Origin of the sequence: Pseudomonas sp. MPB03, from assembly GCF_046605385.1 — a bacterium.
GTDB classification, from domain to species: Bacteria; Pseudomonadota; Gammaproteobacteria; order Pseudomonadales; family Pseudomonadaceae; genus Aquipseudomonas; species Aquipseudomonas zanjanensis.
Genome location: NZ_CP176770.1, coordinates 1,013,433 through 1,027,086 on the forward strand (window position 1 = coordinate 1,013,433; position 13,654 = coordinate 1,027,086).

The window sequence follows — 13,654 nt, forward strand, 5'->3', positions numbered from 1 at the left end:
AGATCGAATTGGATAAAATCTGAACAGCTAATTTGTTATCGCCAGCGGTTTGGTCTGGGCGGGGTCAGTCAGAAAGCTGCCGTCAATTGGCCGACCCTGGCCGGTTTCATTCCGGGGAATGGAAGCTCAGACTGTAGTTCACCGCCTTGGGGCCCGGATCCAGGATATCCAGTGCGATGTGGATGGGCGTCTGCGGCGGCATTTCGCCGCGGCCCTCGAGGTCGCCGCCCAGGTACTCCCCGGGCTTGAAGCGACGGCTGGCGATCAGGTGCCCGTTGAGGTCGGCAAAGCGCAGTTCCAGCAACGGAAAAGGTTGGGAGAAGGGCGCACGGTTGTAGATGATCGCGTCCACTATCAGGGCGCCGCTGAATTCCGGATGGCTGCGCACCACCAGGTTGCTGCTCTTGATCTTGGCGATGTCGACCTTGGACGGTACGTCGCAGCCGATGGTCGGGCAGATTTGCAGGAACCACGGCCGGTACTGGTCTTGGCGGGCCAGTTCTTCGAAATGGTAGGCGATGTACTGGCCACCCAGGGCTGCGGCGGCGAGCAGGATCAGCAGAATCCACAACAGGCGTCGGCCCCAGGGCGAACGACGTTTGCGCCAGTCCAGTTGCAGCGGGTCGTCGTCCAGGTCGTGGAGGGCTTCGGCGCGTATGCCCGGCTCCTGGCGCTCCCGTGACTTGCGCAGTGGCAGCGGCGGCTCGGGCTCGTCGTCGTGGTCGTCGGTGGCGGACAGGCGCTCAAGGCGCTCTTCGGGTTCGTCGTCCGGCGCGAGGTGGAGCGGGGCGACTGGTTCGTCGTCCGGTTCCAGTGGTTCGAGGGCCAGGGACAGGGACGGTTCGGTACGCGGCGGCCGCGCCGGTTCGTGGGGTTCGAACGGTTCGAAGGGCGTATCGAGGACGGTTTCGACGGGTTCGTCCGAGGTTTCGCTGTACAGGCTGTCGGGCCAGGCTTGTTGTTCGCCGGAAAGCGAATCGCGTTGCGCGCTCAGGTTGTCTTCCCGGCGCCGGCCCGCATTACCGGGGGCGCGATTGTCACGTCGCTCCAGGCGCGCCAGTTCCTTGTCCAGGTCATCCAGGTCCAGCTCGGCGGCGCTCCATTGTTTCTGGCTGATAGCCCGGGGTGGGGCTTCGGCGGCAGGCTTGGCGGGCGGCGCGACGGCGGGCGCGACTGGCTTGCCCGTGCGTTGTTCCAGCAGCTGTCGTGCGGCATTGAACACTTGCAGGCACGAGCCGCAACGAACCACCCCGCGGGCCACGCTCAATTGAGCATGGCTGACGCGAAAACGGGTGTGGCAATGCGGGCACTGGGTGACGAAGCTGTCAGTCATGCGGCAATCCGGTGGATACAGGCGCTCATTCTAGCGCCGACGTCCGGTGATGCGCACCCAGCCATCGCGATTGGCGATCGGGTCCAGGTCAAAGTCCGCGGCATAAGCGGCGGCGACTTCTTCGCCCTGTTCGGCGAGGATGCCCGACAGCGCCAGGCGCCCACCCGGCTTGACCAGGCTCGACAGTTGCGGCGCCAGGGAAACCAGCGGGCCGGCGAGGATATTGGCCACCAGCACGTCGGCCTGGACCTGTGGCAAGTCTTGCGGCAAGTACAGCGGGAACAAGGCTTCGGCGATGTTGTTGCGACCGGCGTTGTCGCGGGAGGCTTCCAGGGCCTGGACGTCGATGTCGGTGCCGACCGCTTCCTTGGCGCCCAGCAGGAGCGAGGCAATCGCCAGGATCCCTGAGCCACAGCCGAAGTCGAGTACGTTGCAACCCTTCAGATCCTGGCCGTCGAGCCATTCCAGGCACAGCGCGGTGGTCGGGTGGGTGCCGGTGCCGAACGCCAGGCCCGGGTCCAGCAACAGGTTGACCGCCTCGGGCTCCGGCGCGGCATGCCAGCTCGGGACGATCCACAGGCGCTGGCCGAAACGCATCGGCTGGAAATTGTCCATCCAGCTGCGTTCCCAGTCCTGGTCCTCGATCACTTCGCTGTGATGCTCGGGCAGCGGGCCGCCGGTCAGCAGTTCCAGATGGGCAAGCACACTGGCCGCCTCGGTGCCGCCTTCGAACAGGGCCAGCAGGTGGGTGTGGGACCACAGCGGCGTGGTGTTGAGCTCCGGCTCGAAGATCGGCTGGTCTTCGGCGTCCATGAAGGTTACCGATACCGCGCCTACTTCAAGAAACGCGTCTTCATAGGTTTCGGCTTGTTCCGGGCTGATGGCCAGGCGTACTTGCAGCCAAGGCATGGCGGGCACCTTTGAAAAATGATGATTGCAGCCTAGCGGCCAGCGAAGCGCGCAAGTTTACGCGAGCGCAAAGCTTTTGTGGGAGCGAGCTTGCTCGCGAAAGCGGTCTGTCAGTCACATTGATGTCAGCGGATACATCGCTTTCGCGAGCAAGCTCGCTCCCACAGGGTTTGCGAAACCTGCAGACACGACAAAGCCGCCCGAAGGCGGCTTTGTCTGGTGCGGGCTGAAGCTTAGTGCTTTTCGCCTGCCAGCTTGTGCTCGAGGTAGTGAATGTTCACGCCCCCTTTGCAGAAGCCTTCATCACGAACCAGATCACGGTGCAGCGGGATGTTGGTCTTGATCCCGTCCACCACGATTTCGTCCAGCGCATTGCGCATGCGCGCCATGGCTTCGTCACGGGTCGCCCCGTAAGTGATCAGCTTGCCGATCAGCGAATCGTAGTTCGGCGGAACGGCATAACCGCTGTACAGGTGCGAATCGACGCGAACGCCGTTGCCGCCCGGGGCATGGAAATGCTTGACCGTGCCAGGGCTTGGCATGAAGGTCTTCGGGTCTTCGGCGTTGATCCGGCATTCCAGCGCGTGACCGCGGATGACCACGTCATCCTGGGTGAACGACAGCTTGTTGCCGGCGGCGATGCTGAGCATCTCCTTGACGATGTCGATACCGGTGACCATTTCCGAAACCGGGTGCTCCACCTGAACACGGGTGTTCATTTCGATGAAGTAGAAACGACCGTTTTCGTAGAGGAACTCGAAGGTACCGGCGCCGCGATAGCCGATGTCGATACAGGCCTTGACGCAACGTGCCAGGACTTCCTGGCGAGCCTGCTCGTCGATGCCTGGAGCCGGCGCTTCTTCGAGGACCTTCTGGTGACGACGTTGCAGCGAGCAATCGCGGTCGCCCAGATGGATGGCTTGGCCCTGGCCGTCGGACAGTACCTGGACTTCGACGTGACGTGGGTTGGTCAGGAATTTTTCCAGGTAGACCATCGGGTTGCCGAACGCCGCGCCAGCTTCGGAGCGGGTCAGTTTCGCCGAGGAAATCAGGTCTTCTTCCTTGTGTACCACGCGCATGCCGCGACCACCGCCGCCGCCAGCGGCCTTGATGATCACCGGATAACCCACTTCGCGACCGATGCGCAAAGCGGTTTCTTCGTCTTCAGGCAGCGGGCCGTCGGAACCCGGAACGGTCGGCACGCCGGCGGCAATCATGGCGTGCTTGGCCGACACCTTGTCGCCCATCAGGCGGATGGTGTCGGCTTTCGGACCGATGAAGGCAAAACCGGAGTTTTCCACCTGTTCGGCGAAGTCGGCGTTTTCCGCCAGGAAACCGTAGCCCGGGTGAATGGCGGTGGCGCCGGTCACTTCGGCAGCGGCGATGATCGCCGGGATGTGCAGGTAGGAGTGCGCAGCCGACGCCGGACCGATGCAGACGGATTCGTCCGCCAGGCCCAGGTGCATCAGTTCTTTGTCGGCCTTGGAGTAAACGGCGACGGTCTTGATGCCCATCTCTTTGCAGGCACGCAGAATCCGCAGGGCGATCTCACCGCGGTTAGCGATCAGGACTTTTTCCAACTTCGCAGTCATCAAAGGCTCCCCGCGGTTCAAACGATGGTGAACAGCGGTTGGTCGTACTCAACCGGCTGGCCGTCTTCGACGAGGATGGATTCGATCACACCGCTGGTTTCAGCTTCGATGTGGTTCATCATCTTCATGGCTTCGACGATGCACAGGGTGTCGCCTTTCTTCACGGTCTGGCCGACTTCAACGAAGGACGGCGAGGATGGCGAAGACTTGCGATAGAACGTGCCCACCATTGGCGAACGGGCAACAGTGCCGTTCAGCGTTGGTGCCGCCGGTGCGGCGGGTGCTGCGGCGGCAACCGGGGCTGCTGCTGGAGCAGGCGCGGCGGCCGGAGCCTGCATCGGCGCCGGTGCATAGAACTGCTGGGCCGGGGTCTTGCTGTGACGGCTGATGCGTACGGACTCTTCGCCTTCCTTGATCTCAAGCTCGTCGATGCCGGACTCTTCCAGCAATTCGATCAATTTCTTAACTTTACGGATATCCATGAATCATCAACTCCCAAGGGTCGGTCAGGGGCGTTTAACGCTTGTTGTTCAAGCTGTCGCCTGTCTTTCAAGCTGCTCTAGGGCGGCCTCCAGGGCCAGTCGGTAACCGCTGGCGCCAAGGCCGCAGATCACTCCCACTGCTACATCGGAGAAGTAGGAGTGATGGCGGAAAGGTTCGCGTTTGTGCACGTTGGACAAATGCACTTCGATGAATGGGATGCTCACCGCCAGCAGCGCGTCACGTAATGCGACACTTGTGTGTGTAAAAGCTGCTGGATTGATCAAAATGAAGTCCACGCCTTCGCCACGCGCGGCATGGATACGGTCGATCAATTCATATTCGGCGTTGCTTTGCAGATAGAGCAAATGATGGCCGGCGTTGCGGGCCCGCTGTTCCAGGTCCTGGTTGATCTGGGCCAGGGTCACGGCGCCGTAGACGCCCGGTTCACGGGTGCCCAGCAGGTTCAGGTTGGGTCCGTGCAGGACCAATAGGGTCGCCATCTGCTGTTCCTTGTTATCTGTGAGCAGGTATCAGAACCCGGCGACTATGCCGCAAAGCCTTAATGACTGTCCAGTTCTCGGCAATAGCCAGCACGATGACCGATGTTTGCGCGAAATTTATGACCCAGGCCCCTGATCCGGTCATACGGTTGGAAACCGAACCCCTGTGGGAGCGAGCTTGCTCGCGATGACGGCTGCACAGCCAACACCAATGCAAGCTGACCCACCGATATCGCGAGCAAGCTCGCTCCCACAGGCGATGGCGGTTGACGTGAGTGTTCACTTTCTCTTGGAATCGACCCGGTGGCGAGGGAGCTTGCTCCCGTTGGGCTGCGCAGCAGCCCCAAGACCATCCAACACGGTGTGTCGGAAAAAACCAGTAGGCAGGTTCTACGACTGCTGCGCAGCCGAGCGGGAGCAAGCTCCCTCGCCACAGTGAGTCATACCGTTTCTAGGTGCTAAACCCGAAACGCCTGGACTGCGGTGTGCAATTGCCCGCCCAGCACCAAGAGATGGTCGCCTTGCTCCCGGCCCTGGCCGATGCGCAGCAGGTTGTCCCCGCCCAGTTGGTGGATCCGCTCGCTGTGGTCGCGGATTTCGCTGACGGCGCCGCTTTGTTGGGCGGTGACGTCGGCGATGCGGACCGCCGTATCGGCGATGGTCTGGATGGCGCCGACGATTTCATCCAGTGCACCGTCGGCCGCTTGCGCCTGGCTGGCGGTGGCTTCGGCGTGTTCGACCTGGGCGCGCATGCCGTCCACCGATTGGCGCGCGGCCAGTTGCAGACGGGCGATCAAGGTCTGGATTTCGGCGGTGGCGCCGGCCGTGCGTTGGGCCAGGGAGCGGACTTCCTCGGCCACCACCGCAAAGCCCCGGCCCATTTCCCCGGCACGGGCTGCTTCGATGGCGGCGTTGAGGGCCAGCAGGTTGGTCTGGTCGGCAATCGAGCGAATCACCGTCAGCACGCCACCGATGGTGGCCGATTCCTCGGCCAGTTGTTCGATCATCTGCGCGTTGCCTTGCACTTCCCCCACCAGCGCATGCAGGCCCGTGAGGCTCAGGCCGATGACTTTCTGCCCTTGCTCCACCGCTTGCCCGGCGCTACGGCTGGCGTCTGCGGCCTGGCTGGCGTCGCCGGCGACTTGCTGGATCGTCGCTTCCAGTTCGCTGAGGGAATCACGGATCAGCGCCGTGTCGCCGGCCTGGTGCTCGGCCCCGCTGTGCAGTTCGCCGCTCAGCTCGGCCAGGGCCCGGCTGCTGCCCGCGACCTGTTCGGCGTTCACCCGAATGGTGCCCACCAGGTCCACCAGATAAGCGCGCAGGCGATTGAGCGAAGCCTCGATGTCTTGCATTTCGCGGTTGCTGGCGCCCACGTGGATGCTCCGGCTGAAGTCCCCTTCGGCCCAGGTCGACAGGGCCGGAGCCAGATGCGTCAAGGTGCGGGCCAGGCGTCGCTGCAACGTGTCGATCAACAGTGCGATCAGCAGGATCAGGCCGATCATCACCCCCTGAATCAAGCGTACCTCTCCCTGGATCTGTCCATGCTGGGCCCGTACCGCCGGCTCCAGGGTATCGATCGCCGTTTGCACGTCGGCGATTTTCAGGTGCGTGGCGCTGCTTAGTTCGGTGCGTTTCTGGATCAATTCACGGGTGCGGGTCAATTCCGCCGGATAACGGCCGAGCAGGCTGTTGAGTTCGCGCTTGAGGGCGATGCCAGCGTCTTCGGCGGCGGTTTTTTCCTGGGTCTCCAGGCCCATCAACGCGGCGAAATCGTCGCTGCCCGAATCGCTGCTGGCGGTGACACCCAGCAGCGGCAGGCGGTCGAGGCGTTCGGCCTCGACACGGATGCTCGCCAGTTCTCGTTCGACATCGGCGGCCAGTTCGCTGCGGCCGCTGCTGACCAGTTTGTCCCGCGTGAGGGACAACCGGCCCAGGTGCTGCGACGCGGCGAACAATGGAGGCAAGTAGGCTGGGGCGCCGTTGGCGTATTGGGCCAGTTGATCGAGGCTGGCGCTCAGTTCGCGCTCGGCCTGCAGCAGCAACGCCTGGGGATCGCCGGCCAGTTTGCCGGCGGCCAGCAGATCGGTCTTGCTGAAGCTATCGAGGTTCGACAGGCTCGGACGCAGGGTCTTGGCCAGCTCCGGGGGGAACTGGTCGAGGTCGTTTTGCAGGGTTTCCAAGGCCTGGGTGGCCGCGCTCAGGCGCAAGGCATCGCCGCTGGCCAGGTAGTCCTCGATGTTGCGCGCCACTTCGCCCTGGAACTGCCGCGACAGGCCCAGATAACGCTCCATCAGCAAGTAGGGCCGTTCCAGGGCGATCTGAGACCACCATAGGGTGGCCCCGAGGCCCAGGCACACGGCAACTAAAAGAAGGGTGTTGAGATTGGTCAGCAGCTTCAGGCGCATCAAGGGTTTACCGGGGGCAGAATCGTAAGTGCCTGAATTTATTGCGCTTGAGTTACAGGTTTATGACCGAATCGGTCGATTCCGATGAAAAAGTGGCACTTTGCTTTGATTGACGGGCGCTCTGTACCCGGTTGCGTCCGGCGTGCTTGGCGCGATACAGCGCTTCGTCCGCCTGGCTGGCCATCATCAGGCTGTCGGAATCATCGCTCATCTCCACCACGCCAGCGCTGAAGGTGCACCACAAATCATGGGGCTGGGCCGGGTAATGGATTTCGGCAAAGCGCTGGCGAATCTCATCCAACACCTTGCAGGCAGCATCGATGTCGGTGTCGGGCATGACAATGGCGAACTCTTCGCCGCCGTAACGGCCGATGAAGTCGGTCTTGCGCAGGCGTTGCTTGAGAAACAGCGCCAGGCTCTTGATCACCCGGTCGCCCATAGGGTGGCCGTGGCTGTCATTGACCCGTTTGAAATGGTCGATATCGAGCATGGCGAAGCTCAGGGGCTTGCCTTCGCGACGGGCGCGGAAGCTGCAATCTTCGAGCAGTTGCAGGATGTGGGTGTGGTTGTACAGGCCGGTGAGGCTGTCGCGCACCATCCGCGCCTTGAGGTTGCGCGCCCGGGCCGCACGGTTGCGTACGGTGGTGATCAGGTGCCGAGGCTTGATCGGCTTGGTCAGGAAGTCGTCGCCACCTTCGCTCATGGCGTCGAGCTGCTTGTCCAGGTCGTCTTCGGCGGACAGGTAGATGATCGGCACGCTGACGTAGCGGTCATTGTGGCGGATCACCTTGGCCAGTTCCGTGCCGGTGCAGGCGGGCATGTACATATCGAGGATGATCAGGTCGGGCTGGAAATCCGCCAGCTCGGCCATGGCCTGGATCGGTTCGATCAGCGTGCGGGTGATGATGCCGGCGCTGTTGAGCAGGCGCTCGGTGTGCAAGGCCTGGGCACGGGAGTCATCGATGATCAGCACTTTGTAGGGATCGTATTGGGCGACGCAGGTCAGCACCTCGATCTTTTCCAGCAGGCTCGAGGCTTCGAGGGTGCCGGTGAGGAATTCCTGCCCGCCGGCGCGTACCGCGGCCAGGCGTGTCGGCGTGTCGGTTTCCAACAAACTGAAGAACAACAGCGGCAACGGTTGTTCCAGGCCTTCCTGGGCTTCGGCGGCCAGTTTCAAGCCAGTGCCGGGGCCGCTGAAGTCCACATCCATGACAATTGCCGCCGGCAGGCGCTCGACCATCGAGGCCCGGAACGCCGCGACACTGTCCAGCGCTTGGGCGCTGAGGCCGAAGAATTCCAATTGCTTGGCCAGGCGCTCGGCGCGGTCATGGTCCTGCAGCATCACGTAGACGGGTTTGCGCAGCGGTGGCAGGAAGGTTTGTTCGAGCTGGTCGCCGTGGCGCAGGCCGGTGCGCGACAAACGCTGCATCAGGCGGTTGATTTCGGTGATCAGGTGGCTGCTCAGGCGCCCGCGATTGGCATCCACCGCTTGCAGCGATTGGCTGATGCCTTGGGCCAGTTGGGAGTGCTCGGGCTGTTCGAAGCGCTCGGCAAAGCGCAGCAGGCGCAGATTGGCTTCGCTGAGTTCCGAGAGGTCGGTGCTTGACCATTCGCTGCGTTGCAGGCGCTGCCAAATCTCCAGGATCTGACGAGCCTGATGAATTACCCGCTGGGCAAAGTGGTGCTTGAGGCGCTCACGGCTGGGGTCTTCTGGCTCGGTCATATCCTGACTACTAGTTAGGGTGCATGCTGAGATCGACTGGTGGCTCTATGCTAGCACCTCTTTTCCCTCGCATGAGTGTCGTACGTCAATATTCTGTCCAGTCGCGAAATTCAGTTTGTGACTGGACAGTCTCGTAGGCCGATGGCAACGCTTCCTTTATAGTGCTGTTCGATTGCCCTGTCGCGCCCGGCATGATTGGCGCCGCATTATCGCGTTTCAAATCAGGCACGATGGCGTAGGGTTGTGGTCGAACCGAGAACTCAAGTGATTGAAGGAACATCGCCATGCTGGACTGGAAAAACCGCGCGGGCAGCGCGCCTGAACGCGCCGCCGAGCCGAAATCGGCCACCCGCAGCTACCTGGGTGGGCTTTTTTTCAGCCGCGCACTGGCCACGCTGATCGCCCTCTACCTGCTGGTGACCATTGCCGTCGGCTGGTACTGGAGCCAGGAGCCCGCGTTGTTCCCCGTGCAGCAGAACGCCCAGGCCGCGGCCGAGAAGGACGGTCGGCAGATGGTGGTGGGCTACACCACGGTCGAGACCCTCAAGACCGTGGCCGGGACCTTGCTGACCAAGCAGGGTGGCTACATCTCCAACGACCGCTTCCCGCCGGGCCTGTGGATGGACAACATGCCGAGCTGGGAATACGGCGTGCTGGTGCAGGTCCGCGACCTGAGCCGCGCCCTGCGCAAGGACTTCGCCCGCTCCCAGTCCCAGTCCGCCGAGGACGCCGACCTGGCCAAGGCCGAGCCGCGCTTCAACTTCGACAACCGCAGTTGGGTGCTGCCCTCCAGCGAATCCGAATACCAGGAAGGCATCAACTCCCTGAGCCGCTATCAGGCGCGGCTGTCTGACCCGAACCAGAAAAGCGCGCTGTTCTACGCGCGCGCCGACAACTTGAATAACTGGCTGGGCGACGTCGGCACGCGCCTGGGTTCGTTGTCCCAGCGCCTGTCTGCCAGCGTTGGCCGGGTCAAGCTCAACACCTCGCTGAAAACCGAAGTCCCGGCCCCGGGCCAGGTGCCGCAGGTGGACGAAGAGGTGGTCGAGACCCCATGGCTGCAGATCGACAACGTGTTCTATGAAGCCCGCGGCCAGGCCTGGGCGCTGTCGCACCTGCTGCGTGCCATCGAAGTGGACTTCGCCGATGTGCTGGCGAAAAAGAACGCCACGGTCAGCGTGCGGCAGATCATCCGTGAACTGGAGGCGTCCCAGGAACCGGTCTGGAGCCCGATGATCCTCAACGGCAGTGGCTTCGGTGTGTTGGCGAACCACTCGCTGGTCATGGCCAACTACATTTCCCGGGCCAACGCAGCGGTCATCGACTTGCGGCAACTGCTGAACCAGGGTTGATCCATGAGCGAAAGCCCCCGGGAGGTCGCTCACCGAGTGGCCTCGGATGCCGAGTTGATCGCGTGGGTCGACGAGCACGACAACCTGCTCGGCAGCCTGGTGCGTTCAGAGTTGCGCGAACGCGGCCTGATCGGACGTGGCACCTACATCATGCTCTTCAACTCGGCCGGTGAACTGTGTGTTCACCGGCGCACCCTGAGCAAGGCCATCTACCCGGGGTTCTGGGACGTGGCGGCGGGCGGCATGGTCCAGGCCGACGAGACCTACGCCGAATCGGCCGCCCGTGAGCTGGCGGAGGAACTGGGCGTGAGCGGCGTGGAACTGACTGCCCATGATCATTTTTATTTCGAAGATCCCGGCAGTCGCCTGTGGTGCTCGGCGTTCTCGGCGGTGTGGGACGGCCCGTTGGTCCTGCAACCCGAAGAAGTCCTCGAAGCGCGTTTCCTGCCCCTCGAACAGGTGCTCGACGAAATCCAGCGCATGCCTTACTGCCCGGACTCCCTGGCGGCACTTGAGCGCTATTTGCGCGTCCACGGTGGCAGCGTCGCAAAGAAGCTATAAATTGGCGTTGATTGGCCCTTAGCAAGTCGGCTTTTTGCCGTTACACTGCGCGACTTTTCAAGCTGAACCGTGTCTGCGGTCCAGTAGCGCTGCCCCTGCCTGAGTGGGGTTTCGCGGTCGAGGCACATTCTCCCCTCGACCAGTCTTTGTCCTCCCAAGAGGATTGCCGGTGGCCAAAAAAGCCGCATCCTTCGCCGCCCTGGGCGGCCTGGTATTTTCTACCGACGCCGGTCGTCATTGCCCTGATTGCCGTCAGCCGGTGGATGCCTGCATCTGCAAACAGACCGCCATCCCCGCCGGTGACGGCATTGCCCGTGTGCGCCGGGAAAGCAAAGGGCGCGGCGGCAAGACGGTGACCACGATCACTGGTGTGCCGTTGGCCGAAGACGCGCTCAAGGAACTGGCCACCACGTTGAAGAAACGTTGTGGCACCGGTGGTGCGTTGAAAGACGGCATTATTGAGATCCAGGGCGATCACGTCGAGCTGCTGCTGGCGGAACTGCTCAAGCACGGCTTCAAGGCAAAGAAATCCGGCGGCTAGCAGCTTCTGTGAAAACCACCCTCGGCTTGACCCGGACCCGCCGTCCGAGGTCGCCCGCATGGTTTTCACAGAACCTGTTCTGAACGGGTTTCTAAACTCATCGCTGGGAGCAGGGTCTACCTTGCTAACAGGCAATTCGTCATTTTCACTCTCTAGACTGCCCCAGCCTCCGACCGGATGGTGCATTTTGACTTCTTTATAGGGGACTTCGATGTCCGTACGACGCACACGCAAAGACGATGGCAGCCAATGGACAGTTGCGGACAGCCGCAGTGTTTACGGGATTCGCCATTGGGGGGCCGGGTATTTCGCGATCAATGAAGCCGGTCGCGTCGAAGTCCGTCCGAACGGTCCAGGCAGTTCGCCCATCGACCTGTTCGAGCAAGTCGACCAGTTGCGCCAGAGTGGCCTCTCGCTGCCGTTGCTGGTGCGCTTCCCCGACATCCTGCAAGACCGCGTGCGCCAGCTCACCGGCGCGTTCGACAGCAACATCGCGCGCCTGGAATACCAGAGCAAGTACACCGCACTCTACCCGATCAAGGTCAACCAGCAGGAAGCGGTGATCGAAAACATCATTGCCACCCAGAACGTCTCCATCGGTCTGGAAGCCGGTTCCAAGCCGGAGCTGCTGGCGGTGCTGGCCCTCGCACCGAAGGGCGGGACCATCGTCTGCAACGGCTACAAGGACCGCGAATTCATCCGCCTGGCGCTGATGGGCCAGAAGCTTGGCCACAACGTCTTCATCGTCATCGAGAAAGAGTCTGAAGTCGGCCTGGTGATCGAAGAGGCCGCAGTGCTCAAGGTCAAGCCACAGGTCGGCCTGCGGGTGCGGCTGTCGTCCCTGGCGTCGAGCAAGTGGGCCGATACCGGTGGCGAGAAGTCCAAGTTCGGCTTGTCGGCCGCGCAACTGCTGTCGGTGGTCGAGCGTTTCCGCGCGGCTGGCCTGGACCAGGGCATCCGTCTGCTGCACTTCCACATGGGTTCGCAGATCGCCAACCTGGCGGACTACCAGCATGGCTTCAAGGAAGCGATCCGTTACTACGGTGAGCTGCGCAACCTCGGCCTGCCGGTGGATCACATCGACGTCGGCGGCGGCCTCGGCGTGGACTACGACGGCACGCACTCGCGCAATGCCAGTTCGATCAACTACGACATGGACGATTACGCCGGTGTCGTGGTTGGCATGCTCAAGGAATTCTGCGACGCCCAGGGCCTGCCGCACCCGCACATCTTCTCGGAAAGCGGCCGCTCGCTGACTGCTCACCACGCGATGCTGGTGGTGCAGGTGACCGACGTCGAAAAACACAACGACGACGTGCCGGCGATCGACAACAAGCAGGAACTGCCGGAAACCGTGCAATGGCTGGTTGACCTGCTGGGCCCGACCGATATCGAGATGGTCACCGAGACCTACTGGCGTGCCACGCACTACATGAGCGACGTGGCGGCGCAATATGCCGACGGCAAGCTGACCCTGGCGGAAAAAGCCTTGGCCGAGCAGTGCTACTTTGCCGTGTGCCGTCGCCTGCACAACTCGTTGAAGGCCCGCCAGCGCTCGCACCGCCAGGTGCTGGACGAACTCAACGACAAGCTGGCCGACAAGTACATCTGCAACTTCTCGGTATTCCAGAGCCTGCCGGACACCTGGGCCATCGGCCAAGTGCTGCCGATCCTGCCGCTGCATCGCCTGGACGAAGAGCCGCTGCGCCGCGCCGTGCTGCAAGACCTGACCTGCGACTCCGACGGCAAGATCAAGCAGTACGTCGATGAGCAGAGCATCGAGACCAGCCTGCCGGTGCACGCCCTCAATCCCGGTGAAGACTACTTGCTGGGCATCTTCCTGGTGGGCGCCTACCAGGAAATTCTCGGCGACATGCACAACCTGTTCGGTGATACCGACTCGGTGAACATCTACCAGAACGCCGACGGCAGCGTGTACCACGCAGGCATCGAAACCCACGACACCATCGAAGACATGCTGCGCTACGTGCACTTGTCGCCAGAGGAGTTGATGACGCACTACCGCGACAAATGCGCCAGCGCCCGCATCAGCGCCGCCGAGCGCACCCAGTTCCTCGATGCGCTGCGTTTGGGGCTGACGCGTTCGTCGTATCTGTCGTCCTGATAGAAGATAGCCCAACAGCCGCTCCCTCAAGGTTGGCGCGATTCACTGTGGCGAGGGAGCTTGCTCCCGCTGGGCTGCGCAGCAGACCCATTCGTTGTGGCTGCTTCGCACCCAAGCGGGAGCAAGCTCC

11 protein-coding genes are annotated in these 13,654 nt (G+C 62.5%); 4 read left to right on the top strand and 7 right to left on the bottom strand.

The window, feature by feature from the left end:
- Positions 1–106 precede the first annotated feature (106 nt).
- From ACLH0I_RS04295 to ACLH0I_RS04325, 7 genes are all read right to left on the bottom strand, one after another.
- Positions 107–1,333, bottom strand: a complete 1,227-nt coding sequence (locus ACLH0I_RS04295; protein WP_411386394.1) for a DUF3426 domain-containing protein — start codon at positions 1,331–1,333, stop codon at positions 107–109.
- A gap of 30 nt (positions 1,334–1,363) precedes the next feature.
- Positions 1,364–2,242, bottom strand: coding sequence for a 50S ribosomal protein L11 methyltransferase (prmA, locus tag ACLH0I_RS04300; protein ID WP_411386395.1), 879 nt, complete (start codon positions 2,240–2,242; stop codon positions 1,364–1,366).
- Between the two features lie 233 nt (positions 2,243–2,475).
- The gene (gene accC, locus ACLH0I_RS04305) at positions 2,476–3,834 is read right to left on the bottom strand and encodes an acetyl-CoA carboxylase biotin carboxylase subunit (RefSeq protein ID WP_411386396.1); all 1,359 of its coding nucleotides are present in this window, start codon (positions 3,832–3,834) and stop codon (positions 2,476–2,478) included.
- Positions 3,835–3,851: 17 nt separating this feature from the next.
- The gene (gene accB / locus ACLH0I_RS04310; protein ID WP_053118072.1) at positions 3,852–4,316 is read right to left on the bottom strand and encodes an acetyl-CoA carboxylase biotin carboxyl carrier protein; all 465 of its coding nucleotides are present in this window, start codon (positions 4,314–4,316) and stop codon (positions 3,852–3,854) included.
- 48 nt (positions 4,317–4,364) lie between these two features.
- Positions 4,365–4,817, bottom strand: coding sequence for a type II 3-dehydroquinate dehydratase (gene aroQ, locus ACLH0I_RS04315; RefSeq protein WP_058543870.1), 453 nt, complete (start codon positions 4,815–4,817; stop codon positions 4,365–4,367).
- A gap of 458 nt (positions 4,818–5,275) precedes the next feature.
- The gene (locus ACLH0I_RS04320) at positions 5,276–7,222 is read right to left on the bottom strand and encodes a methyl-accepting chemotaxis protein (protein WP_411386397.1); all 1,947 of its coding nucleotides are present in this window, start codon (positions 7,220–7,222) and stop codon (positions 5,276–5,278) included.
- A 52-nt stretch (positions 7,223–7,274) separates the two neighbouring features.
- On the bottom strand, positions 7,275–8,945 hold the full coding sequence (locus tag ACLH0I_RS04325; protein WP_411386398.1) for a diguanylate cyclase: 1,671 nt from the start codon (positions 8,943–8,945) through the stop codon (positions 7,275–7,277).
- A 284-nt stretch (positions 8,946–9,229) separates the two neighbouring features.
- Here ACLH0I_RS04325 and ACLH0I_RS04330 point away from each other — a divergent pair, with 284 nt between their 5' ends.
- The 4 genes from ACLH0I_RS04330 to speA all read left to right on the top strand — a co-directional run bounded on the left by ACLH0I_RS04330 (position 9,230) and on the right by speA (position 13,524).
- Positions 9,230–10,297 carry a DUF2333 family protein gene (locus tag ACLH0I_RS04330; protein WP_186707897.1) on the top strand — a complete coding sequence of 356 codons (1,068 nt, stop codon included), beginning with the start codon at positions 9,230–9,232 and terminating at the stop codon, positions 10,295–10,297.
- A gap of 3 nt (positions 10,298–10,300) precedes the next feature.
- Positions 10,301–10,858, top strand: coding sequence for an NUDIX hydrolase (locus ACLH0I_RS04335; protein WP_250964111.1), 558 nt, complete (start codon positions 10,301–10,303; stop codon positions 10,856–10,858).
- Between the two features lie 169 nt (positions 10,859–11,027).
- Positions 11,028–11,399 carry a translation initiation factor Sui1 gene (locus tag ACLH0I_RS04340; RefSeq protein ID WP_053118082.1) on the top strand — a complete coding sequence of 124 codons (372 nt, stop codon included), beginning with the start codon at positions 11,028–11,030 and terminating at the stop codon, positions 11,397–11,399.
- Positions 11,400–11,610: 211 nt separating this feature from the next.
- Positions 11,611–13,524: an arginine decarboxylase gene (gene speA / locus ACLH0I_RS04345; protein WP_186707901.1), complete on the top strand. Its 1,914-nt coding sequence runs from the start codon at positions 11,611–11,613 to the stop codon at positions 13,522–13,524.
- The last annotated feature ends 130 nt before the right edge of the window (positions 13,525–13,654 follow it).

Bases quoted from the DNA above. Each gene is read 5' to 3' on its own strand.
- ACLH0I_RS04295 (WP_411386394.1), bottom strand. From the start codon at position 1,333: ATGACTGACAGCTTCGTCACCCAGTGCCCGCATTGCCACACCCGTTTT.
- prmA (WP_411386395.1), bottom strand. From the start codon at position 2,242: ATGCCTTGGCTGCAAGTACGCCTGGCCATCAGCCCGGAACAAGCCGAA.
- accC (WP_411386396.1), bottom strand. From the start codon at position 3,834: ATGACTGCGAAGTTGGAAAAAGTCCTGATCGCTAACCGCGGTGAGATC.
- accB (WP_053118072.1), bottom strand. From the start codon at position 4,316: ATGGATATCCGTAAAGTTAAGAAATTGATCGAATTGCTGGAAGAGTCC.
- aroQ (WP_058543870.1), bottom strand. From the start codon at position 4,817: ATGGCGACCCTATTGGTCCTGCACGGACCCAACCTGAACCTGCTGGGC.
- ACLH0I_RS04320 (WP_411386397.1), bottom strand. From the start codon at position 7,222: ATGCGCCTGAAGCTGCTGACCAATCTCAACACCCTTCTTTTAGTTGCC.
- ACLH0I_RS04325 (WP_411386398.1), bottom strand. From the start codon at position 8,945: ATGACCGAGCCAGAAGACCCCAGCCGTGAGCGCCTCAAGCACCACTTT.
- ACLH0I_RS04330 (WP_186707897.1), top strand. From the start codon at position 9,230: ATGCTGGACTGGAAAAACCGCGCGGGCAGCGCGCCTGAACGCGCCGCC.
- ACLH0I_RS04335 (WP_250964111.1), top strand. From the start codon at position 10,301: ATGAGCGAAAGCCCCCGGGAGGTCGCTCACCGAGTGGCCTCGGATGCC.
- speA (WP_186707901.1), top strand. From the start codon at position 11,611: ATGTCCGTACGACGCACACGCAAAGACGATGGCAGCCAATGGACAGTT.